25 protein-coding genes are annotated in these 23,972 nt (G+C 43.1%); 18 read left to right on the top strand and 7 right to left on the bottom strand.

Features of this window, described 5'->3' with window-relative positions; all coding sequences use genetic code 11:
- Positions 1-277: 277 nt before the first annotated feature.
- Together AXW61_RS15330 and AXW61_RS15325 are read right to left on the bottom strand one after the other, a co-directional pair.
- The gene (locus AXW61_RS15330) at positions 278-1,216 is read right to left on the bottom strand and encodes a lauroyl acyltransferase (protein WP_062035242.1); all 939 of its coding nucleotides are present in this window, start codon (positions 1,214-1,216) and stop codon (positions 278-280) included.
- 252 nt (positions 1,217-1,468) lie between these two features.
- Entirely contained in the window at positions 1,469-3,364 is a 1,896-nt protein-coding gene (locus AXW61_RS15325; protein ID WP_004692515.1) for an ATP-binding cassette domain-containing protein, read from the bottom strand.
- Positions 3,365-3,399: 35 nt separating this feature from the next.
- Between AXW61_RS15325 and AXW61_RS15320 the strand changes: the two genes are divergently transcribed.
- The 7 genes from AXW61_RS15320 to AXW61_RS15290 all read left to right on the top strand — a co-directional run bounded on the left by AXW61_RS15320 (position 3,400) and on the right by AXW61_RS15290 (position 10,365).
- Positions 3,400-3,645, top strand: a complete 246-nt coding sequence (locus tag AXW61_RS15320; protein WP_004692513.1) for a SlyX family protein — start codon at positions 3,400-3,402, stop codon at positions 3,643-3,645.
- A gap of 179 nt (positions 3,646-3,824) precedes the next feature.
- Entirely contained in the window at positions 3,825-4,814 is a 990-nt protein-coding gene (locus AXW61_RS15315; RefSeq protein WP_005400853.1) for a hypothetical protein, read from the top strand.
- A 70-nt stretch (positions 4,815-4,884) separates the two neighbouring features.
- Entirely contained in the window at positions 4,885-5,334 is a 450-nt protein-coding gene (locus AXW61_RS15310) for an ammonium transporter (RefSeq protein WP_004692510.1), read from the top strand.
- A gap of 36 nt (positions 5,335-5,370) precedes the next feature.
- Positions 5,371-8,013, top strand: a complete 2,643-nt coding sequence (gene topA / locus AXW61_RS15305; RefSeq protein WP_062035033.1) for a type I DNA topoisomerase — start codon at positions 5,371-5,373, stop codon at positions 8,011-8,013.
- Positions 8,014-8,109: 96 nt separating this feature from the next.
- Positions 8,110-8,916, top strand: coding sequence for an NYN domain-containing protein (locus tag AXW61_RS15300; RefSeq protein ID WP_062035031.1), 807 nt, complete (start codon positions 8,110-8,112; stop codon positions 8,914-8,916).
- 1 nt (position 8,917) lies between these two features.
- Complete coding sequence (locus AXW61_RS15295; protein WP_062035029.1) at positions 8,918-9,676, top strand: hypothetical protein; 759 nt, start codon at positions 8,918-8,920, stop codon at positions 9,674-9,676.
- 119 nt (positions 9,677-9,795) lie between these two features.
- Complete coding sequence (locus AXW61_RS15290; protein WP_062035027.1) at positions 9,796-10,365, top strand: HdeD family acid-resistance protein; 570 nt, start codon at positions 9,796-9,798, stop codon at positions 10,363-10,365.
- A gap of 80 nt (positions 10,366-10,445) precedes the next feature.
- On the opposite strand, the gene AXW61_RS15285 is transcribed toward AXW61_RS15290, so the two are convergent.
- Entirely contained in the window at positions 10,446-10,895 is a 450-nt protein-coding gene (locus tag AXW61_RS15285) for a carboxymuconolactone decarboxylase family protein (protein WP_062035025.1), read from the bottom strand.
- 302 nt (positions 10,896-11,197) lie between these two features.
- On the opposite strand from AXW61_RS15285, the gene AXW61_RS15280 reads away from it, so the two are divergent.
- From AXW61_RS15280 to AXW61_RS15255, 6 genes are all read left to right on the top strand, one after another.
- On the top strand, positions 11,198-12,352 hold the full coding sequence (locus tag AXW61_RS15280) for a glycerate kinase (protein WP_171254092.1): 1,155 nt from the start codon (positions 11,198-11,200) through the stop codon (positions 12,350-12,352).
- Positions 12,353-12,507: 155 nt separating this feature from the next.
- Positions 12,508-14,496, top strand: coding sequence for an ATP-dependent helicase (locus AXW61_RS15275; RefSeq protein ID WP_062035021.1), 1,989 nt, complete (start codon positions 12,508-12,510; stop codon positions 14,494-14,496).
- A gap of 98 nt (positions 14,497-14,594) precedes the next feature.
- Complete coding sequence (locus AXW61_RS15270; protein ID WP_004692489.1) at positions 14,595-14,855, top strand: RNA-binding protein; 261 nt, start codon at positions 14,595-14,597, stop codon at positions 14,853-14,855.
- 40 nt (positions 14,856-14,895) lie between these two features.
- Entirely contained in the window at positions 14,896-15,258 is a 363-nt protein-coding gene (locus AXW61_RS15265) for an ASCH domain-containing protein (RefSeq protein WP_062035019.1), read from the top strand.
- Between the two features lie 75 nt (positions 15,259-15,333).
- Positions 15,334-15,837, top strand: coding sequence for a DUF6586 family protein (locus AXW61_RS15260; RefSeq protein WP_004692488.1), 504 nt, complete (start codon positions 15,334-15,336; stop codon positions 15,835-15,837).
- 105 nt (positions 15,838-15,942) lie between these two features.
- Positions 15,943-16,221 (top strand): hypothetical protein, encoded by a 279-nt coding sequence (locus AXW61_RS15255; protein WP_004692486.1) that lies wholly within the window; start codon positions 15,943-15,945, stop codon positions 16,219-16,221.
- 56 nt (positions 16,222-16,277) lie between these two features.
- On the opposite strand, the gene AXW61_RS15250 is transcribed toward AXW61_RS15255, so the two are convergent.
- From AXW61_RS15250 to AXW61_RS15235, 4 genes are all read right to left on the bottom strand, one after another.
- On the bottom strand, positions 16,278-17,993 hold the full coding sequence (locus AXW61_RS15250) for a cation:proton antiporter (protein WP_062035017.1): 1,716 nt from the start codon (positions 17,991-17,993) through the stop codon (positions 16,278-16,280).
- A 144-nt stretch (positions 17,994-18,137) separates the two neighbouring features.
- On the bottom strand, positions 18,138-18,293 hold the full coding sequence (rpmG, locus tag AXW61_RS15245) for a 50S ribosomal protein L33 (RefSeq protein ID WP_003654787.1): 156 nt from the start codon (positions 18,291-18,293) through the stop codon (positions 18,138-18,140).
- Between the two features lie 12 nt (positions 18,294-18,305).
- Positions 18,306-18,542, bottom strand: a complete 237-nt coding sequence (rpmB, locus tag AXW61_RS15240; protein ID WP_000048256.1) for a 50S ribosomal protein L28 — start codon at positions 18,540-18,542, stop codon at positions 18,306-18,308.
- 159 nt (positions 18,543-18,701) lie between these two features.
- Complete coding sequence (locus tag AXW61_RS15235) at positions 18,702-20,150, bottom strand: coniferyl aldehyde dehydrogenase (RefSeq protein ID WP_062035015.1); 1,449 nt, start codon at positions 20,148-20,150, stop codon at positions 18,702-18,704.
- 116 nt (positions 20,151-20,266) lie between these two features.
- Between AXW61_RS15235 and AXW61_RS15230 the strand changes: the two genes are divergently transcribed.
- From AXW61_RS15230 to AXW61_RS15210, 5 genes are all read left to right on the top strand, one after another.
- A complete protein-coding gene (locus AXW61_RS15230; protein WP_010325868.1) occupies positions 20,267-20,968 on the top strand; it encodes a TetR/AcrR family transcriptional regulator in 702 nt (233 codons plus the stop codon).
- Between the two features lie 71 nt (positions 20,969-21,039).
- Complete coding sequence (purU, locus tag AXW61_RS15225) at positions 21,040-21,906, top strand: formyltetrahydrofolate deformylase (protein ID WP_004692478.1); 867 nt, start codon at positions 21,040-21,042, stop codon at positions 21,904-21,906.
- Positions 21,907-22,121: 215 nt separating this feature from the next.
- Complete coding sequence (locus AXW61_RS15220; RefSeq protein ID WP_062035013.1) at positions 22,122-22,889, top strand: energy transducer TonB; 768 nt, start codon at positions 22,122-22,124, stop codon at positions 22,887-22,889.
- 19 nt (positions 22,890-22,908) lie between these two features.
- A complete protein-coding gene (locus AXW61_RS15215; RefSeq protein ID WP_004692475.1) occupies positions 22,909-23,532 on the top strand; it encodes a MotA/TolQ/ExbB proton channel family protein in 624 nt (207 codons plus the stop codon).
- Positions 23,532-23,936, top strand: a complete 405-nt coding sequence (locus AXW61_RS15210) for a biopolymer transporter ExbD (RefSeq protein WP_004692473.1) — start codon at positions 23,532-23,534, stop codon at positions 23,934-23,936. The genes AXW61_RS15215 and AXW61_RS15210 overlap by 1 nt, the downstream gene beginning before the upstream one ends.
- Positions 23,937-23,972 lie beyond the last annotated feature (36 nt).

Raw genomic sequence — 23,972 nt, 5'->3', positions numbered from 1 at the left:
GCGGATTTCATCAGTGTAGGATATGGCTTACAGGGATTTGGGAATCTGACGAATGGTTAGTCATTTGGTATGCCCGTATCCTAGTCTCATCAGCAGATGGAGCGGGAATGGATCATCCCAGTATGGAAGTTGAAGCTGATGGAAATTATCATGGATATGATGTAGGTATGGAATGCCACCGAATAAAACAAAAATTACGTTGAAAGCACAACCTCATGTACCCGAGTTTTGCAGGACGCAGAACTCGGGTTCTACTTTTTAAGCAGCTCTTTTTTTGTTAAAAATAAATCTTGTCATAGCCTGCAGGGCGAGTTTTAAAGCGACGGTGGAACCACATATATTGAGTCGGAGCAATACGGAGTTGATTTTCAATAATTTGATTCACTCGTGTCGCATCATCGACTTCATCTTCACTGGGTAAGTTTTCCACCGCAGGTTCAATCAACACTTTGTATTGTGGGTTTTTAATATCCCCATCACGATAAAAATACAGAGGAATGGCTGCGGCTTTGGTCATTTTCAATAAACGACGGTGTGCTGTAACGGTCGCTGCGGGAACGCCAAAAAATGGCGCCATAACACCTTGTTTTAAACCAAAGTCTTGATCTGGGCTATACCAAATGGCATGGCCATTTTTTAAGTTACGGACTAAACCACGCATGTCATCATGATCAATTTGATGTGCATAAATGGTGGCACGGCAGCGGTAGATGAGCATATCCAGCAACGGATTATTTTGTGGGCGATACACCACATCTGGTTCAAAATACTGCGCGCATAGATAACCACCCGCATCGAGCAAAGTAGAGTGGGTTCCTAAAAGCAGTGCGCCTTTACCTTCTGCTTGTGCTTTTTGAATATATTCTAAACCTTCAATACTGACACGGCCAGTAAACCACTTTGGGCTATACCACGCATTCAGCGTTTCAAATACGCCCAGCATTTGATCGACAAAAACTAAACGGGCATTTTCAAGGACTTCTTGGGCCGACCATTCAGGGAAACACACCTCCAGATTACGAACGGTGGTTTTACGCCTCGACTTCAGATATTTAAAACTGAGATTGCCTAAGAGGGTGGCCAGTCGGTGTTGAATTGCCCATGGGAGAATCGCCAATATCATGAGAAAGACGATACCAATCCAAACGCCCCAATATTTGGGGTGCAGAAAAGACCACTGAAATTCACCGGGTTGATAGTCTGGCTTCGAACTCATAAATTGCGATAAAGGCTGAAAAAAGAATGTTTCGAGTTTAGCATGAAGCAAGAATGAAGGGTCAATGTTCAGAATCAACCCGATGTCGGCACTCTGCAAATGTGATGTTATATAGGCTTGGATGATGTAGACGAACGCACCCATATGCAAATGGAAGAGATGCACATCTTCTCGATGGTGGTGGGCACCCTCAGCTGAGTTCCATAAAAAAACTCCGCATTGTGCGGAGTTTTTTATGGAGTTTACGAAAATTTATTTGGTTAAATTTTCCAGTTCTTCCCAACGTTCCAGTTTTTCCAGCAATAGCTCATCAATTTCAGTCAAACGATTCGACAACGTCATCGCCTTGTCTGCATCTGAAATAAATAATGAACCATCTGCAAGTGAGGCATTGATTTCCGCTTGCTCTTTTTCCAGTGCTTCCATTTCGGCAGGCAGTTGTTCAAGCGCACGTTGATCTTTATAGCTGAGTTTGACTTTTTTAGCAGGTGCTGCGTTCGCTTCAGCTTTTGCCGCTGCTTTTTTCACAGCACTTTTTTGGTCAACCGCAGTTTGGTCTGGTCGTTGTTGTAAGTAATCTTGGTAACCACCGATGTATTCATCGATATTGCCTTTACCATCGAACACCCAAGTTGAGGTGACCACGTTATCCATAAAGGCACGGTCATGCGAAATAAGCAGTAAAGTGCCTTTGTAGTCGGACAACATTTCTTCCAGCAGCTCTAGTGTCACCATATCCAAGTCATTGGTGGGTTCATCCATCACGATTAAGTTAGATGGCTTAAGTAGTAATTTGGCTAAAAGAATACGGTTACGCTCACCGCCTGAAAGAGCTTTGACTGGTGTACGCGCACGTTCTGGTGAGAACAAGAAATCTTGCAAATAGCTGTAAATGTGACGACGGTTACCATTCACATCGACATGGTCCGAACCTTCTGAAACGTTATCTTTGACAGATTTTTCAAGGTCGAGAGCATTACGTAATTGGTCGAAGTAAGCTACTTCCAATTGTGTGCCAGTTTTCACCGTACCCGTATGTTCTTGTTCGCCTAAAATGGCTTTAATGAGGGTGGTTTTACCGACACCGTTGTCACCAACAAGACCAATACGGTCACCACGGAGCACCAATGCAGAGAAGTCTTTGATGATCGGCGCATCATGACCAAAGCGAACGCTTAAGTTCTCAATTTCAAAGACCACTTTACCTGAACGGCTAGCATCTTGTGTCGCCATGCTGACTTTGCCTTGCTGTGAGCGACGCGCTTTTGATTGTTCACGTAGTTCTTTTAAGGCACGTACACGACCTTCATTACGCGTACGACGCGCTTTAATGCCTTGACGAATCCACACTTCTTCTTCAGCCAAGCGTTTGTCAAACAGTGCATTCTGCTTTTCCTCGGCTTCCATTTGCTGTGCTTTCAGCTCAAGGTAACGTGAGTAGTTACCTTCATAGCTGCGTAGGGTGCCGCGGTCGAGTTCAACAATTCGTGTTGCAATGCTGTCCACAAATGAACGGTCATGCGAGATGAACAGTAAAGTTAAATTATTTTGATCAAGTAAAAACTTCTCGAGCCATTCAATACTTTCAACGTCCAAATGGTTGGTTGGTTCGTCCAGTAATAGCACATCGGGTTGAGTAAGGAGTGCACGAGCAAGCAGCACACGACGCTTACGACCACCTGATAAATCGGCCAAATCGGCATCTGGGTCTAGGCCCATTTTACTTAAAATAGAATTGACTTTGGTTTCTAAAGCCCAGCCATCCAACTGATCTAGTTTGTGTTGTAGGTTACCCATGCGGTCACATGCTTCCATGTCTCCAAGTACACAAGCATCACTGGCTTCATGATAGGCTCTGAGCACATCTGCGGCTTCACCTGCGCCGTCTGCCACGATATCCGCCACTTTGCCGGAGTCCATCGGCACGTCTTGCGCCAACATAGAAATGGTGATGCCATTTTGCAGAGAAACTTCACCAGAGTCGGGTAATAAACTTCCCTCGATCAGTTTAAGTAAAGTAGACTTACCTTCACCATTACGACCAATTAAACACACTCGTTCACCGCGCTCTAATGAAAAGTTCGCGCCATCGAGCAAGGCAGGTCCACCAAACGCAAGTTGGACATCCCTTAAAGTAATATAGGCCATAATGTTTCCTGAAAAATCTCAAATGAGGACTTGAAGTGTCTAAACAACAAAATATTGATAATCAAGCGCCATTGTCCGCACCCATTGAAGATTTGCAAGTCCGAATTGCATTTTTAGATGATTTAGTTGAACAGCTCAATGAACAATTGGTGATTCAAGGACTGGAAATTGCTGATTTAAAAAAACAAATGCAAATTTTGTATCAACGTGTTGAATCTTCAGATTTGTCCGATGGAATTGCGACATTTGACCCGATGGCTGATCGTCCGCCACATTATTAAGTTCATTTGCTGTCTGCGGCTAAAAAAAGCTGTGATGTGGGTTGTGGATATTGATGAGTCGTGTCTCTTTTTTTGTTTTACCCAACTCAAAGCCCAATTTGACTGACGAAATCATTTGACCTTTGATGCAGTTCCTACTCTAATACCCGCTTTCTGGTGCATCCCATAAAAACTGTCCTATGACTCAAAAAGTTGTTCTTCTTGACCTTGAAAATAATGTTCCAACGGCTAAATTGTTGCGCGAGATTGTGGAGCATTATCCGACTTTGTATTTGTTTCATTGCCAAGGTCAATTTGAGTATGCATTGCAAGATTTGACGGAACTGGCTGCTTGGATCAGTAGTGGTCAAGTGGTGATTTTAGACACGCCCAAAGCCGAGCAAAAAGAGTTCGAATATGCCGTGGTGGTGGGGCAGTTAATGGCTTTGCTTGAGCCAGAGACGCAGGTTGAAATTATCTCTGCGGTCAATACCGCAGAAATACTTTTGGACTTAATGCAATCTTCGGATATTCAGAGCAATTTGATCCTCATTCAGTCTGAAGCTGTACCAAGTCAACGTCATCTTCCCAGTTTAGACAGCATCAAAAATCAGCCTTATTTAAAAATGGTCAAAAAATATTGTGATGCTTTGGGGAAAATGTCAGGTAAGCCGAACACATTGGACGGTCTAAAAAATTCAATAAGTAATATTTTGCAACTCGTGCCTGAAAAGACGCAGCGGGTGGTGGGGATGTTGATTAATCTCAAAATCATCAAACGCTATGATGAGCAGATTCGCTTTCGTAAAAAAGTGTTGAAGCAGTGGTTGGCACTGAATTTAGATGAACAAGACCCAATTACACAGCCGCAAAGCATGCAACAAGCGCTACAGCAACTGCAAAAAGACAGTGTCGTGGATAAGCTTGAACCAACTGTAGATACGCAGTCCGCGCAACAAGAGTTGTTTAAAAACTTTGCACAGATTGACCCTGTACAGCTTGAGGTCGCACGAAAACTGCGCGAGTTAAAAACCAATAAACCCAAAGATATCTATGCGCTCCGTGATTTGCTTGAGCAAATGTTTCCGAAGTCAGATGTGCGTATGTTACTGAAAGAGTTACTCGATAAAGGCTATATTTACTGGAATGGACATGAAGTTCTATATAGTCATGAAATGTTCTTAAATTAATTTTATCGTTCAAACTTGCGTTTTATATTGTGCTTATGCAACTCTAATAAAGGAATAAAAAGGTTGTGCTATGGAAAATACTGGAATTTGGGTTGTCGGATTTATCATCTTATTCATCCTCGGCTCGATTTTTGGACTTCGTGTAAGTCCAAGAGAGAAAGCTTTAGGTGAAATGCGTGATAAAGCGCGCAAGATGGGTCTACACCCGCGTTTAGTTGCAGCACCTGACTGGACGAAAATACCAATGGCCTCGGAAAACCGTGCCAGCATGGTGGCGTACTACAGTGTCCTGATTCCAGAAGCACGCCTACCTTTAATGCGCGCTCGCGTTGTTGATCAACAGCTTGAACTCATTACAGGTGATGACAAGTTTAAACATTTACCCATTGAATTAAAGGGTATTTATGCTATTGATATGCAAGCAAACTGCGTGGGACTCTATTGGGATGAGCATTCTGACTTAAGAGCAACCCAGTTAGATGCCATGAAAGCATATTTACAGTCTTTGGCTGAACTTTAATTTTACAGACCCATTGAAACAGGATTAACGGTTAATATGGCGAAAGCTCCTCGGTCCACATCCAAAAGTACTACAGCAGATTCTCCTGAGGCTGGGAAAAAGCGTGCTTTAGTGATTGTGGAGTCGCCTGCAAAAGCGAAAACAATCAATAAATATTTAGGCTCGAATTACATTGTGAAGTCGTCTGTGGGTCACGTGCGTGATTTACCTACAGGTGGTTCTAGTAAGACTGCAGAAAAGAAGCCAGCAACACGAACCAAACTGACCGATGCTCAGAAAGCTGAAAAAGCACAAAATGCACTGGTCAATCGTATGGGGGTTGATCCTGAGCATGACTGGAAAGCACATTATGAAGTGCTTCCAGGCAAAGAGCATGTGGTTGCTGAACTGAAAAAGCTTGCTTCGCAAGTTGACGAGGTCTATCTCGCAACGGACTTGGACCGTGAAGGAGAAGCAATTGCTTGGCATTTAAAAGAAGTGATTGGTGGGGATGACTCACGTTATCAACGTGTGGTGTTCAACGAAATTACCAAAAATGCCATCCAAGATGCATTTAAGCATCCAGCTCGCCTTGATATCGATAAAGTTAATGCGCAACAAGCACGCCGCTTTTTAGACCGTGTTGTTGGCTTTATGATTTCGCCCTTACTTTGGGAAAAAATTGCCCGTGGCTTATCGGCAGGTCGTGTTCAGTCTGTCGCAGTTAAACTGGTGGTTGAGCGTGAGCGTGAAATTCGTGCCTTTATTCCCGAAGAATACTGGCAAGTTTTTGCAGACACCAAGTCACAGACCGATGAGATTCGTTTAGAAGCCGTCAAACAAGCAGGTAAAGCTTTAAAGCTACGCAATAAAGCCGATACCGATGCTTTATTGAAGCTCATTAAAGACGCAGATTACAAAGTTTCAGCACGTGAAGATAAACCGACCAAGGTGAATCCGAGCGCGCCGTATATCACCTCGACTTTACAACAAGCCGCTAGTACACGTCTGGGTTTTTCTGTGAAGAAAACCATGATGTTGGCGCAGCGTTTGTATGAAGCGGGTTTTATTACTTATATGCGTACCGACTCGACCTTTTTGAGTGACGATGCGGTGAATATGGTACGTCATCATATTGAGACCGAGTTTGGTGTGAAATATCTGCCTGCTAAGCCGAACCGCTATGGTAACAAAGCGGGTGCACAAGAAGCCCACGAAGCGATTCGTCCATCGAATGTGGCGTTAAAAGGCGATAGCTTGGTGGGTGTGGAACGTGATGCACAGCGTTTGTATGATTTGATTTGGCGTCAGTTCGTCGCGTGTCAAATGACACCAGCAGAATACTTGTCATCGACTATTTTAGTGGATGCCAACGGTGTTGAGCTTAAAGCCAAAGGTCGAACCTTAGTCTTTGACGGTTTCACTAAAGTCCGTGGTCAAAACAAGTCAGATGATGATGTGTTATTGCCTGCGGTGAAAGTCGGTGAAATCCTGAAGCTTGAAAAATTAGATCCATCGCAACACTTTACCAAGCCACCTGCACGTTTTACTGAAGCGTCATTGGTGAAAGAGCTTGAGAAAAAGGGCATTGGTCGTCCATCGACCTATGCGGCGATTATCTCGACCATTCAAGACCGTGGTTATGTCAAACTGGAAAACCGTCGTCTATTTGCTGAAAAAATGGGTGAGATTGTTACTGATCGTCTAGATGAAAGTTTCAATAACCTGATGAACTATGACTTTACTGCGGACTTAGAAGGTCAGCTCGATAAAGTGGCCGATGGTGAACGCAACTGGAAAGAGTTGCTCGACAGTTTCTATGGCGACTTTAAAAAGCGCCTGACCAATGCGCAAGGTGAAGACGGTATGCGCCGCAACCAACCTGTAGAGGTGGAAGCCGTACACTGTAAAGAATGTGACCGTCCAATGCAGATTCGTACGGGAACCACAGGTGTCTTCTTAGGGTGCTCTGGCTATAACTTACCGCCGAAAGAGCGTTGTAAAGGCACGTTGAACTTAACGCCAGTTGAATCACTTGCTGCACTTTCTGATGATGACGCAGCAGAAACGGCAGATTTGATGTCGAAAAAACGCTGTCCAATCTGTGAAACTGCGATGGACAGTTATGTGATCGATGGTGGTCGTAAGCTACATGTCTGTGGTAATAACCCAGACTGTGCTGGTTTTGAACTTGAAGAAGGTGAGTTCAAAATCAAAGGTTATGATGGCCCAACCATTCCATGTGATAAGTGTGATGGGGAAATGCAGCTGAAGACGGGTCGTTTTGGTCCTTATTTTGCTTGCTCAAGCTGCGATAACACACGGAAAGTCTTAAAAAGTGGCCAACCTGCACCTCCGCGTGTAGACCCGATTAAGATGGAACATTTACGTTCAATTAAGCATGATGACTTTTTTGTGCTACGTGATGGGGCAGCAGGTTTATTCTTGGCGGCAAGTAAGTTCCCGAAAGTACGTGAAACACGTGCACCAAAAGTTTCGGAACTTCGTAGTGTTGCTGATCAGCTTGATCCGAAGTATCAGTTTATTTTGCAAGCACCTGATGTTGACCCTGAAGGAAATCCAACTTTGGTGAAATTTAGCCGTAAGAATCAAGCGCAATATATTGGTTCTGAAACGCCTGAAGGTAAGCAAACCAAATGGTCATTGGTGTTCAATGATGGAAAGTGGGTTGAAGCTTAAGTTTTAATTGCTTAGAAATAATCAAGAAATGCTCACTTTGGTGGGCATTTTTTATGTCAAAATAATTTTTAAATAATCATAATATTTGGGGTGTATGTGGACATACAAACAAAAAAGTTTGCCGTATTAATTGATGCTGATAATTCATCAATTAGTGCAATTCCATCAGTACTTGAAGAAGTAGCTAAATATGGTATTGCTAGCGTAAAGCGTGTATACGGGGATTGGAGTAGTGAAACTCTAAAAAATTGGCGTGAAGTGCTTTTACCACATGCAATTACACCAGTTCAGCAGTTTGCCTACACAAAAGGTAAAGATGCTACGGATATGATCCTAATTATTGATGCAATGGATTTACTTTATGCAGGGGCTTTGGATGGATTTTGTATCGTCTCCAGTGATAGTGACTTTACGCCTTTAGCATCTCGGATTCGTGAAAATGGTTTAAGTGTTTATGGCTTTGGAAAAAAGAAAACACCAGAAGCATTTAAGAAAGCATGCGATAAATTTATTTATGTTGAAAATTTAATTGTGGATAGCGATCTTAAGAATATTGAAGAAGAGTATCTTTCTGAGCCTACCGACAAGAAGTTAACAGAAACGTTAAAAACCGTTGAACAAAAAGCATTAACTCAATCCAAGGAGTATTCTCCACCTGAAACAGTTGATCGAGCAACCTTAAATTTAATTTATAAAGCAGTTAAGGATAATGCAGATGAAAATGGTTGGGCTAATTTGAGTATGGTTGGACAATATATTAGCGCTGTAAAACCTGATTTTGACTCCAGAAATTATGGTCGAGCAAAACTATCAGGCCTAATCAAGACACTTAACTTATTTGAAACTAAGATAGAAATGAGTCAGATGTATTTAAGAAAAATGAAAAAACAGAGTACTTCATAATATGTGGAAAAAAATTCGTATTTTAATCTTGTTGCTGATTTTATTGGTGGTTGCTTTGAATGCTTATCGGGATCAAAATCAAGATTGGAGCAAGCCCATTATTGTATTACTCCATCCAGTGAATGCAGATGGACAGGCTACAACTCAGCAATATATTCAGCAACTGAACCTTGGAAACTTACAAGGGGTACAAGGCTATTTAGAGCAGATGTCAGCACAATATCGTGGCCAGCCGATTTCAATTTATTTCCAACTTGGACGCGAGCTCAAGCAGTTACCACCTAAAGTACCTGAGCAGGCGAGCTTGTTGGATACTGTAATGTGGAGTTTAAAGTTCCGTTATTATGCGTGGAATAATCATCAAGGTTCATATGGCGCACCAGCTGTTACTTTGTATTTGAACTATTATGATCCAGCACTGACCAAAGAGCTGAAACACTCGACAGCTTTGCAAAAAGGTCGCATCGGTTCGGTGAATTTATTTGCATCTAACAAGCAAACCGAGCAAAACAAAGTCGTGCTTACACATGAACTTTTACATGCCTTTGGCGCTAGTGATAAATACGACTTAGCCACAGGACAGCCGATGTATCCTGCGGGTTATGCATATCCAAATCAACAACCGCTGTTTCCTCAAGCCAAGGCTGAATTAATGGCAGGGCATATTCCAACCTCACAAACACAGAGTAAAATGCCTGAATCGATTGATGAAACATTAGTGAATGAAATCACTGCGATTGAAATTGGGTGGAAAAAGTAACTGTGGATAATACTGAGTTTATCCACAGCATGGATTGATTGTGTGGATAAACTCAAACCTACAAGGTCACCGCAAAACATGTTAAAACTAAGTGAACGAAAATCAAACTTGAGAAGAAGATGAAAACAGTCGGTAATGATTTAGTTCGCCATCAACTCCATGAAAATCGTAAATGGTATTTGGGTTTAGGGATTTTATTGGTGTTGTTTGGTTTCGTTCTTTTGGCCGCTTTGCCTTTTGCCACCTTATCCGTAGTGTTTATCTTTGGCGTGCTGATGATGATAGGTGGTGTTCTACACTTCATCGCAGCCTTTAAAATTTTTGAGGGTGGCTTCCGCTGGTTATGGGCACTGTTTGGTATGTTGTATTTGGTCGCGGGCTATTATGCATTTACCACACCTGTGAAAACAGCCATTGTCTTGACCAGTGTTTTAGCGGTTTTCCTGATTATTGCTGGGGTCATTCGTATCTTTAATGCAATCTTATTTCGAGCATTCCAAGGTTGGGGCTGGACACTTTTTTCTGGTATTTTAACCCTGCTGGCCGGCATTATGATTTTAACCACACCAGATGCTCCATTTTGGGTGCTGGGCTTATTTCTTGCTTTTGATATTTTATTCCAAGGGATTAATTATCTGACTCTTGCAGCAGCCATTAAGCAGATTCCACCAGCAAGCCAATCTGAATAAAGCATGATTAAAAAAAGGGAGTCTCACGCAGGCCCCTTTTTTCGTGTGCTTTATATCACTTGCAAAGCTGAATGGCAGGCTTACGGATTGACGGCATATTGACTTGAAATCGCAATACGATTCCACGTGTTAATCACAATCGCGATCCATTCAATAGCAGCAACTTCTGCATCGGATAATATTTTTGCTGCTTCTTGATATGCCGAGTCAGGGAAATGCTGCTGGGCAATGAGTGTAATTTCTTCAATTAAAATCAGCGCAGCACGTTCTTTTTCGGAAAAATATCCACTTTCTTGCCATGCACTGATGAGGGCAATCCGTTCCATTGATTCACCTGCTTTCATGGCATCTTGTGTATGCATACGCACACAGAATGCACATTGGTTAATCTGTGAGGCTCTCAGTTTCAGCAAGTGTGAAAACCCAATCTCAAGACCTGCTTGTTGGACTTTTTGCATGGATAAGTTTTCGAGTTCTAATACTGTTTTATACAGTTCAGGTGCGGCTTTTCCCAAATTGATACGTTGCATACATCACCTATTTTTTTTAAGAGCGTTGAATGTTTAGTGATGATTTTATCGGCTAATTGATTCGCACTTTGTTTAATTTATGCATTAAAACCAAATGAACTATGGTGGTCGTTTTGGTGATGCGTACAGTAAAATTCAGAGATGGCTAAAATTAAAAAATTATTGAGGCTATTTTTTCTTTATCGAGATGTATTCAGTTTCAATCACAACGAACTGTGCCAAGGACAATGAAAAGAGAAAAATGCGGGCGGGAAATTTATAAATCGTGTTATTAATAAATTAAATTTTCTAAAAAATGATGGATGATGAAAACTTTTATTTTAGCGCCTGATTCTTTTAAAGAAAGTATGACAGCAGAACAGGCCTGTGTGGCGATGCAGCGTGGAATTCAAAACATAATCCCTGATGCTGTATGTATACATGTGCCTATGGCCGATGGCGGCGAAGGCACAGTCGATGCTTTATTAGCATCTTTAGCAGGCCAAAAAGTCGAATGTGAGGTAACAGGGCCATTGCCATCACAACGAGTTAAAACGTATTGGGGCTTATTTGAAGGTGGGCAAACGGCTGTTATTGAAATGGCCAAAGCCAATGGTATTCATCTGCTTGAGCCTACGCAACGCAATCCACTGCTGACTACGACTTTGGGGACAGGCGAAATGATTCGGCATGCCTTGGATCTAGGCGTGTCCAAAATCATTTTGGCTCTTGGAGGCAGTGTCACTAATGATGCAGGTAGTGGTATGGCACAGGCGCTTGGAGTACGCTTTTTAAATGCACAAGGGCGGGACGTGCCCGTTGGTGGTGGTCATTTACGAGATATTGAACGGATCGATATGCAGGCTTTAGACCCACGCTTGCAAAAGATTCAAGTTTTAATTGCCTCCGATGTCACTAATCCGCTGTGTGGAGCACAGGGTGCATCGCATGTGTTTGGCCCGCAAAAAGGGGCGAGCGCAGAGATGGTTGAGCAGTTGGATCAAAACTTGAGTCACTTTGCAGATGTGGTGGAAACACAGCTTAATCTACAGATACGTAATGTCGCAGGGACAGGCGCCGCAGGAGGGTTAGGTTTTGGTCTAATGGCCTTTACGGGCGCTCAGCTTCAGTCTGGCGCGAAGTGGGTGATTGAGCAAACTCAATTGGTGGAGAAAATAAAGCAAGCCGATTATGTCTTTACTGGTGAAGGCAGTATCGACTTCCAAACCAAGTTTGGCAAAACGCCGTGGGCAGTGGCTCAGTTAGCCAAGCAGTTGAATAAACCAGTGATTGCCTTTGCTGGACGTGTCGGAGAGGATGTTGAGACATTATTTTATGAAGGGTTTAGTCAAATTGTTTCGATCAATGAACCTGACTGTGATTTAGCAACAGCATTGAAAAACGCAGAGCAGCATTTGCAAAACAGCTGTGAGGACATCACTCGACTTTTGCTTTTAAATCATACTGAGCAAGCTTAATTTTAAATTTTTGAGGCAGCAAGCGATTTGAGCATAAGGTCTTAGCCCCAGATTTGAAGGTGTATTTTAGATAGAAATGGATAATCGTTGCTGCAGCCTCATATTGATGTCATAGATTTGTTAGACTAGCAGCATCCACGAATTGATGAGTGATTATGAGTTTAGCCAGCCTAATTGATGAATTAAACCCGCAACAAAAACAAGCTGCCACGACTGAGTCGCAACACAGTCTGGTGCTCGCAGGGGCTGGCTGTGGCAAGACGAAAACCATTGTGGCACGTGCTGCATACTTGATTGATCAAGGGATTCCTGCCAACCAAATTCAGATTTTAACCTTTACTCGTCGTTCAGCCAGTGAGATCGTGGCGCGAGTGGAGCTGGCTTTAGGTGAGCAGGCAAAAGGGCTGCGTGCTTCTACTTTTCATACTTTTTGTATGTATCTGCTGCGCCGTGTACCGAAAGCCTTTGGTTTAGAGCAGTTTTCAATTATTGATCGTGATGATCAGCTGATGATGTTCCGTCTGATTCGTGGGAAAGATGACAAGAAAAATCCCAATCAACTGCCTAAACCGCAAGAACTGTGTGATCTGTATTCTTTTGCACGAAATACGCGTCAGAAGCTGAGTGATGCCTTAGAAAAACAGCATCCTGAGCATTTGGCTTTTAAAGATCAAATTGCGGAAATCATGAAAGAGTACGAGACACGCAAGCGTGCCCGTAGCTTTTTAGATTATGACGATATTCTGGCGATCGTGGCTTCAGCACTCGACCAGTCAGAAGGTTTAGCCGACTATGTGGCATCGCTCTGCAAACACATGCTGGTCGATGAAATGCAGGACACCAACCCTTTGCAGTGGGCCTTGCTTGAACCGCTTAAAGACAAAGTGAGCCTGTTCTGCGTCGGCGATGATGCACAGTCAATTTATGGTTTCCGTGGGGCAGATTTTGAAAATATTCATCATTTCAAAGACCGTGTGCCGAATGCTCAGGTGTTTAAATTGGAGCAAAACTATCGTTCAACCCAAGAAATTTTAGACCTTTCAAATTGGCTGCTCGATCAATCTGAGATTCAATATAACAAACGCCTAGATGCGCATCGGGGTGAGGGCGTGAAGCCTCGCATGCACATTTTCCCAAATGAGTTTGATGAAGCAAAATGGATTGCGATCGACATTAAAGAGCGCCATTACTTACAAGGCAGTAAATGGTCGGATCATATGGTTTTGGTCCGTTCTAGCTTTGCAGCACGGCATATTGAGGCAGCATGTATTGCAGCCAATGTCCCCTATCGCTTTATTGGGGGCATGAAACTGCTTGAAACCGCGCATGTGAAAGATTTACTGAGCTTGTTGCGCGTGATTGCCAATCCTCTCGATGATATTGCATGGATGCGTTTTCTCACTCTGTGGAATGGGGTGGGAGATGTAGGTGCAAGCCGTCTTGCGCAGCAACTTTTACTGGAGCCTGAGTTTGATTTGATCTTTGATAAATTAGAGAAATTTGGGCGAATTCCAGCTGAAACTGTGCTGATCATGAAGCAAATGACGGTACTAAAACAGGAAGTACAGGCTTGCGTCAGTTTGGGTATTCAGGCGATTGAAGTACAATTGGCGGAAAATTATAAAAAAGACTGGAACCGCCGCCAAGGGGACTTTGAACTGGTCAAACAATTGGCGTCTAAACATACCCAGTTGAGTGAGTTCCTTGAGGAATATGTGCTTGATCCTGTGTCGATTTCTGAAATCGAACGCCAGCCCGATAGCGATGTCGTCACCCTGATTACCATTCACTCGGCCAAAGGTACAGAGCAAAAAGTCTGTTATGTCGTCAATGTCACCCCGGGGCAATATCCGCATGCACGTGCCCAAGGTGATTTTAATGATGTCGAAGAAGAACGTCGGGTCTTGTATGTGGCGCTGACTCGGGCTCAGAATGAGCTGATTTTAACCAAGCAAAATTTAAGTCTATGGGCGCGAGACGTGATTGATGAGCAAGGGCGTAAAGTTGAAAGTTATTTTTTGAATGATCTGACCCGAAATTTGTGTAGCATGGAAACCCATCATAAGCCTCGTCAGCAAACCGTAAAGAGTGCTTTAATTGAGCGCCAATCGATTAATTTAGATTTTGGGATTAATCTCGATTAAACTAAACAGATTACATTGTGGTATTTGTTGTGCAATGTTCAGAAAGTAGCGTAGGCGATTGCTTTTTGATGATTTTGCCTATTTTTGAAGGTTGTAAGATGAAAATTTTAGTTCGTAATTTAGAGCGTACAGTGGCTGAAGCTGAACTGCTTGAATTATTTAAGCAATACGGCACAGTTGCATCATGTAATTTAATCCTTGATGCAGCAACAGGTAAATCGAAAGGTTTTGCTTTTGTTGAAATGCCACATGCACGTGAAGCGATTAAAGCCATTAAAGGGCTTAATACACTACGTTTACATGGCACTGGTATTCGCGTCAAACAGGCGGAAGATAAACCTGAGAAGCCAGAAGCATAAATAAAAAGGAGCAATTGATGCTCCTTTTTTATGGGATAAAATGAAAAAATTCTATCCAGCTTTATCGATTGTTGCGCCGATGGGGCGACAAATCTCTCAAGGAAATAAAACCTTAGAGATCCGTTCTTGGCGACCAGAGCAATGGCCACTCAAAGATTTGATTATCGTGGAAAATAAGCACTATTTAATCCACGAGGACGATGAAGAGTTGGGGTATGCTGTTGCTATGGTTGATGTTGAGTCGATTCACTCATGGAGAGAAGATGAGCTTGATTCGGCGATGGCATCATATTGGGAAGAGGGATATTGGGCTTGGGTACTCACAAATGTGCGTCCAATCCATGTTTCGATGCCTGTCATAGCAAAAAGAAAGATTTATTTTATTGAAATAGATCATGCATAATTTTTATTATGCACTGCTGTATAGAAAGATTACTCTTAGAATTGTTATAAACGCCAAAACTTAGGAACACCCTTCATGACTCGTGTTGCCCGTTACCATGCTGATCGCACTAACCAAAAACTCTACTTTGCTCGACTTTCATGTCAACAAGCAGAACAAATTGATCATGTGCAACAAGCTCAGGCTTACCGTGAGGCTGCTGTGTTTCACTTGCATGGCGCGGTGCTTGCGTTTCTACAAGAGTTGGTCCGTTACTACCGCTTAAATGACTTAAACCCAACGTTGAAGTCCATAGAAGAGCATATGGCAGCTAAGGGCCAAGTCTCGCCTGAAGTGACTGTGATGCAACAACTGTCGAAAGAAGGTTTCATTGCCGAGTTAAAACGTGCTTATCGCTTGTGTCAGTATGCGCCAGAGCCGAGTACACCTGAACCTGAGTCAGAAACTTCATCGAATCTGATCATCAAAGTCACTCAAACCCCTCAGGCATGGTTACCCGATACCAAAATTTTACGTGAGTGGCATCGAGACTTAACGGCGTTGATCGATGGCTTTCGGAATGAGATGGTTGAATTCTAAAAGCGATGACCAGCGCTTGAAGTTTGAAAATTTGTCCTTATATCAATAAGTCTAAGCGAAGCAAAGTGCAACTGCCTTTGCCACCATGTTGAACATGGAGGAAATATGTCTATAGAACAATTGAAAGAATTATTTGGAAATCAAGAAGCCATTTTAGAATTGGTTCAACTTGAAGGTGGTGAGCTCGCACTTCGTAACGCAGGTTCGGAGAGTGCGCCTTTAGTCACAATCCAGTTTAATGAAGAGCTCAAAGCATTATTGGGCGACCAGACAACTGTCGTTGCTCAGCAGATGGTGCAAGCGGCTTTATACGGCTTACTTGAAAAACAAGTAGGCGAGTGGCAAGCGGAAGTGGTGGACGAAAAGCCACAGTTCTTCAGCTAAGCCGAATAAGAAAAAACGCACTGAACAGTGCGTTTTTTGTATCCAGTGTTGGTTGGTTAGTGGGTGGGTGCTTGATGATGTGCAATCTGAATTTGATTTAAAATATGATTGCTCATATTTTTCGCCATTTCCTCTTTTGCAAAATAAACTTCACCAATTTGATCGCGGCGAATCACTTCGGCTTCTTCTTTGCTTTCCGCACATACCAAAACCTGAATCTCAGGATTGAGGGTTTTGGCAATATCCACGATTTTATGAATATCTAAAATATCCATCGGGGAAAGTACCAACAGGCGCGCATGTTGAATATGGGCTTGAATCAGTACGCCAGGGTCTGTCGCCATCCCAGAAACAGCCGCAATGCCTTTTTCACGCAGGTTTTCTACAATTTCACGGTTTTCTTCCGCAATCACCACTTTAATGTCTTCGGCCATCAATTGTTTGGTAATGCGACGCCCCACTTCACCATGTCCAACAATCACCACTTGATCACGTAAGTAGTCTTGTGAAACTTCATCAGGTAGCATTGCCAATGGGTCACCACTACGTTCCAGTAAGCGTGCTAGATGCGAGCGCTCACGAATCCAGCGTTGTACAGGTTCAATTGCGGAGAACACAAAGCTGTTTAAGGTGATGGAGATGAGTGCTCCTGCCAAAATTAGGTTTTGCCCTTCTAAGGACAAGAGTTTAAGTGAAACCCCGAGTGTCGCTAAGATGAAGGAAAACTCACCAATCTGTGCCAGTGACGCACCGACAGTGAGGGCAGTATTGATGGGGTAGCGGAAAAAGAGCACCAGTGCCATGGCGGCAATGGTTTTGCCGACCATAATAATTGCAACGACTGCAAGCACATGCACAGGTTGTTCCACTAAGATGCGTGGGTCAAATAACATGCCCACTGCAACAAAGAACAAAATGGCAAAAATTTCACGTAGAGGGAGAGTCTCTTCTTCGGCTCGATGGCTAAAGTCAGACTCTTTAACGACCATTCCGGCAAAGAAAGCGCCCAGTGCCATGGACACACCGAAAATTTTGTACGCGCCAAAGGCGATTGAGACCGCAGCAGCCACCACGGTTAGAGTAAACAGTTCACGTGAACCAAGTCGAGCGACAAATTGCATGATCATTGGAACAAGACGTTTCCCGATGATCAGCATAAAAGCGATGAAACCTACCACTTTAAGTAAGGTAATGCCTAAGGTAAGCCAAATGTTATCATCAGCACCGCCTGCAAGGGCCTCTCCACCGAGTAGCACTGCTGTAGCGGGTAAGAGTACCAGCACCAAGACCATGACCAGATCTTCAACCAAGAGCCAACCTACGGCAATTTTACCGTTGACCGAATTGAGTAGACCACGGTCTCCCAGTGCTTTGAGTAATACCACTGTACTGGCACAGGACAGGCTTAAGCCGAAGACCAAGGCAGAGCCAAAACTCCAGCCCCAGATCATACTGACGCCTATTCCGAGCAGGGTCGCGACAGCAATTTGTAAAATAGCACCAGGCAGTGCAATGCGTCGAACTTGTAATAAGTCATTGAGGGAAAAATGCATGCCCACACCAAACATGAGGAACATGACCCCAAGTTCAGCCAATTGGTTCGCCAGATGAATGTCCGCGACAATACCAGGGGTATTGGGACTAATAATGATACCCGCAATCAGATAACCAATGAGTGGGGGAAGGCGTAAGCGTACGGCAAGATAGCCGAAAATGAGCGCAAGCCCAAAACCGACAGCAAGTAATATAATGAGATCTACGTCATGAGGCACTAAAAACTCCTTAAGCAAAAGTTAAGGGTGAAAAAGAAGCAAAGCACAAATGGTGCCAAAAGAGATTAAAAGTTTAACAAGTCGAACGAAAAAAAAGCAAAAAAAAACGACCTAAAGAAGGTCGTTTTTTCCAAAAAACTAAAATTATTTAATTTTAGCTTCTTTGAAGATTACGTGTTGACGGATTTTTGGATCAAATTTTTTGATTTCCATTTTTTCCGGCATAGTACGTTTGTTCTTAGTTGTGGTATAGAAATAACCTGTACCAGCAGTAGAAACTAGGCGAATTTTATCACGCATGGTTCAGACTCCTTAGATCTTTTGACCTTGAGCACGTAGGTCAGCAACAACCTTCTCGATACCCAATTTGTCGATAATACGCATACCTTTTGTAGTTAGACGAAGACGTACGAAACGTTTTTCGCTTTCTAACCAGAAACGGTGGTGATGCAGGTTCGGCTCGAACCGGCGTTTGGTTTTGTTATTGGCGTGCGAGACGTTGTTGCCAACGACTGGACGCTTGCCGGTAACTTGGCAAACCTTAGACATGGTGAACTCCATTGCTAGACAGCACCGATTGTGCGCTAGTTATTAAGTAAACGGATGAAATCATTCAAGGGGCGTTTTATACCAAAAATGCGCTTAAAAGACAAGCGATTTTCATTAAAACTAGGCATGAACTCGTGCGATAGGTCATGCCTTGATCATTTAGCGAAGAAGGGTCTTTGAAATCAACTTGTGAATTGGTTTGTTAAACGGTGGGAGAATGAATTTCAAGCTATATAACTTGGGATTCGACATCACTGACCGTTCATGCGACAAACTGAAGAAACCTTCTGGACCATGATATTTCCCCATACCTGATGCACCAACGCCACCAAATGGTAAATCGTCTTGTGCGACATGGGTCAACACCGTGTTTTGTCCGAAATGCCCTGAATGAGTACGCTGTGCGACATAATCTGCACGCGCCTGATCAAAGTCGAAGTAGTATAATGCAAGTGGACGCGGACGGCTATTAATAAACTCGATAACATCGTCTATTTGATCATATTCCATGATCGGCAGCAGTGGCCCAAAGATTTCCTCTTGCATAATACGCATGTCAGGCGTGACCCCAGTTAACAGTGTAGGGGGCACTTTACGTGTATCGGAGAAGGTTTCATGGGCTGGGTTGACCTCAACCACCTGCGCTCCATGCTCACGTGCATTTTCGAGATAACCTTGTAAGCGGTTGTATTGGCGGTCATTAATAATCGAGGTGTAGTCTTGATTATGCAGAATGTCGGGATACATCTCTTCCACACACTCGCGGAAGTGTTCAATGAACTCGGCAGTTTTACCTTTAGGTAAGAACATATAGTCAGGTGCCACACAGGTTTGACCTGCATTCCACAGTTTACCTGCAGCAATCCGCTGTGCAACATCCCGTAAATGAATAGAAGGATGTACTAATACTGGTGATTTTCCGCCAAGTTCGAGGATCAATGGAACGAGGTTCTCTGCCGCAGCAGACATGACGGTTTTACCGACATTGGTTGAACCTGTGAAAATCAGTTTGTCAAAAGCCAGACGACAAAAGGCATCCGAGATCGCGCCACCGCCATTGGTCACGGAAACTAATTCTTGAGGAAAGGCTTCAGAGAGCGCTTTTTCAAGAATGCGACCAAAGTTACTCGATGAACTGGAAATTTTGATCATGGCATGGTTACCTGCCGCCAAAGCACAAATTAAGGGGCCAATCGAGAGTAATAAAGGATAGTTCCAAGGGGTAATAATGCCGATCACACCTAAAGGTTGATATTGCACCCATGCTTTAGCCGGCTGGTGAATGATGGAAACGTGACGTTTCGAGGGTTTCATCCACGTGGTTAAATGCTTGCTATAATATTTGATGTGTTCAAGGCAGGTGAGTAATTCCCCAATTTTGGTTTCACTGGTGGAACGGTTGCCGTAGTCTTGATTAATTGCCTCTGCAAATTGATCTTGATACTTAACTAAGATACGCTTAAGTCGTGCCAAACGGTCAATACGCTCTTTTGCGGTTGGCAATGGATAGCGTAAATAAGCGTGCTTTTGCTGTTCAAGCACATCATGTAGGTGCTGAATATCATAAGAATGTGGTGTCAATGAAGTTGTTTTTGTTTGACTGTTCATGCCGCACTACCATTTCAAATTTCAATTTATGTTTAATTTTTAGAGTGATTACTCTAATTAGTCAAGTTACTTTATGTGTTAGTCTTCTAATGCACTGAATGAATGGTTATTTTAGGATGTCTCAAACTAAAACGTTGAAAACCAAAGAACGTATTTTGCAACTCAGTTTGCAGCTTTTTAACGAGCGTGGAGAACGTTCTGTTACGACCAATCATATTGCAGCTGAATTGAATATGAGTCCGGGCAATTTGTATTATCACTTTCGCAATAAAAGTGAAATTATCAAAGAGCTCATGGAACAGTATCAAGGCGAAACGCTACAGATGCTGGCTTTGCCCGATGACCGTCTGTTAGATGCCAATGATAAAATTCGTTATTTTCAGGTGCTGAGCAGCCAGTTGTGGGCTTATCGCTTTTTACACCGTGATGTCTATCATTTGGTTGAAAACAATGAAGACTTCCGCAAGATGTATCCGCGTTTTGCAGGGCAAGTGATGCAGCAAGGGCAAAAAATCTATCAGGCCTTTGTTGATGCCGGTCTGATGCAAATGACGTCGTCAGAAATTGAAGCCCTGATTATCAATTTATGGATTGTACTGACCAACTGGACCAACTTCCTTTATATGTCGGGTCATATCACTGACTCCAATACATTAGAAGAAAAGTGGGTTTGGCAGGCTCTCCGTCAAATGGTGTTCTTAGAAGGGACCTATTTGCGTGGTGAAAGTCGTGAGACGTATGAGCGCTTGTTGGATACGATGGGGCCGTCTGAACTGTTTTCGAGCTTGGCGTCATTTAAATCGGATGATAAGCCATAAGGTGTTTTGACAGCTGAGTAAAAAGCGCTAGAATACTCGGCTTGATTTTCATTTAACTGATTTAAACTGACATGAATATGACAACTGCTAACACGGCACGTTTACTGATTACTTGTGAAGATAAGCCAGGGATCGTGCAAGCTGTATCGAGCTTTTTGTATCATCAAGGCGCGAATATTACTGCGCTTGATCAATACGCGACTGAAGCTCAGGGCGGACGTTACTTTATGCGTGTTGAGTTTGAACTAGACAATTTACAGTCTCGTAAAGAAAGCATCACTCAAACTTTTGCTGCAAATGTAGCAGAGCGTTATGAAATGCAATGGCGTTTGGCGCTGGTCAGCGACGTGAAAAAAGTCGGGATTTTAGTATCTAAAGTAGACCATGCCTTACTTGAGCTGTTATGGCGTCATGCGCGTGGTGGTTTGCCGTGCGAAATTACCAAAGTGATTTCTAACCATGAAACTTTACGTGAAGCGGTTGAGAACTTTGGTATTCCGTTTGAAGTTGTCCCTGTAACGAAGGACAATAAACGCGAAGCTTATGCTGAAATTGATGAATTAATGCAGGGCAATGACTTATTGGTACTTGCGCGTTATATGCAAATTCTAGATGAAGCATTTGTCGAGAAGTGGGAAATGAAAGTGATCAACATTCACCATTCCTTCCTACCTGCTTTTGTTGGCGCAAACCCATACAAGCAAGCGCATGAAAAAGGTGTAAAACTCATTGGTGCAACTGCGCACTATGTCACTGCGGATCTGGATCAAGGTCCGATCATTGAGCAGGATGTAGAGCGTGTGAACCATGACTTTACGGTTGATCAATTACGTGAATTGGGTCAGGATGTTGAACGTAACGTCTTGGCACGTGCAGTGAAGTGGCACTTAGAAGACCGTATTATTGTTGATGGTAACAAAACAGTCGTTTTCCAATAAAAAATTGGTTGCAAGCAAGATTTAAAAAGGCATACATTAAGTATGCCTTTTTTGTTTGGGTATGATTAGAAAAAACCATAAAAAGTGACAAATTAATAGTTGCAAATGAAAACACTTCTCATTTATCATTGCGCTACTTTATTGTACTAACCGATAAGCGTTATAGTGGAAACCAACCCAGTGGCCACTTCGCTTAAATTAGGTCACCGATTTTAATGAGTTCAACAGTTATTTCTCCTATGCAGACTCCCAACCCGATGAAAAAGAAAGTTCTTGCTGCTTTGATCGCGGTTGTCGTGGGCCATATGGGTGTATTGTGGGCAGTGAACCACATGAAAGCTCCTGAACTCAAACCGATTGAAAAAGCACCATTGAAGGTTCGTTTCGTTAAAATTCAAGAACCACCAAAACCGCTACCGCCTAAGCCGAAAGAAGAACCGAAAAAGGAACCGACTAAGCCGAAGGAAGTGAAGATTGTGGAAAAACCACAACCGACTCCACCGAAAAAGGTAGAAAAGGTTCAACAAGTTAAAAAAGCAGAAGTGGTTAAACCGGTTGTTAAACCAACCGAAACCCCAGTAAAACCGACAGTCACCACGACGATTACAGAGAAAAAAGTCGAAAAACCTGTCGTGCAACCAGAGCAAGCTAAACCTGTTACTCAAGCTGAGCCTGCCGATACTTCACCGCGGTCGGTGTCGATTGGTGGTTCAGGTGTGCAATGGAGCCGCTCTCCAAAACCAGTTTATAGTAATCAAGATTTACAAGGTGAAAACCGTCGAGTCGTGGTGCTGATTGAGGCGAATGAAAAAGGGTCGATTGTGAATGCCCGTATTACGCGCTCAAGTGGTGTGCCTGCTTTAGATGAAAAGATTTTAAGAGCTGTCAAAGGCGCTAAATTTAAACCTTATAAAGAAAATGGTGTAGCTTATCCAATTCGGGCTGAGCAACCATTTGATTTAGAATTGAATACAAAACGCTAACTTTATCAGGAGTTCGAGTATGAACTTTTCAGTTTATTGGCAACATGCTGATGCAGTCAGTAAAACACTGTATTTCATCTTGTTGGCAATGTCGATTGCAACGTGGACCATCTTTGTTTTACGTATCATGGGTACACGTCAATTGAAACAACAAGCTTATGCTCAACTTTCACAAGCTTTAGCTAAGTTAAAATCAAAGTTTGCTGTACTGAACTTTGAACAACGTAAAGCAGTTGCAGAACAAGCACTCCTTCGTCAAATTTCTGCTGAAAAAGCGAATGCGGAGAAAGGTGTTTCAGTTCTAGGCACGATTGCATCGCTTGCACCGTTCGTTGGTTTGTTTGGTACAGTATGGGGAATTTTCCATGCTCTTGTTGCTGTTGGCAAAAGTGGTCAAGCGGGCTTAGCGCAAGTTGCAACTCCTGTGGGTGAAGCATTGATCATGACGGGTTTAGGTTTGGCTGTCGCGATTCCTGCGGTGTTAGCGTATAACATCTGTGCACGTGTAAACCGTACTTTGGCACATGAGCTTCAAGACCAAGCACATGGCTTGCTCATTGATACCATGTTACAACAAGACTCAGCACCTGCGGCAGTAGAAAGTAAAGCGACTCAACAAGGTTTAGTTGGAGGTCAAGCTTAATGGCTTTTCAATTGGGTGACGATAACGATGCTGGCATGAATGAGATGAACCTCATTCCGCTGATCGATATTATGCTGGTTTTGATGATCATCTTCTTGGTGACAGCGACCGTTGCCAACCCATCAATTCCATTAACTTTACCAAAAACGACAGCTGATATTGTAGATCCTCCACCTAAAGCCATTACCGTGAGCATTAATGCAAAAGGCGAAGTGGCTTGGGATAATCAAGTGATTAGCTTGGAAGAACTACAAACGCGTTTTAATGAAGCGGGTGAGTTGGAAACCAAGCCAACTGTTCAACTTCGTGCAGATAAAGAATCTCGTTACGATATGGTCGCACAAGTGATGTCTCGTGCGAGTGAAGCTGGACTGGCAGATATTGCTTTCGTCAGCGATAACTAAGTTGATGTTAAAAAAAAGCGACTCTTGAAGTCGCTT

The organism is Acinetobacter sp. BMW17 (genome assembly GCF_001592855.1).
Taxonomy (GTDB): Bacteria; Pseudomonadota; Gammaproteobacteria; order Pseudomonadales; family Moraxellaceae; genus Acinetobacter; species Acinetobacter johnsonii.
The sequence above is the reverse complement of the archived record's forward strand: the minus strand, read 5'-3'. Positions and strand labels throughout refer to the sequence as shown.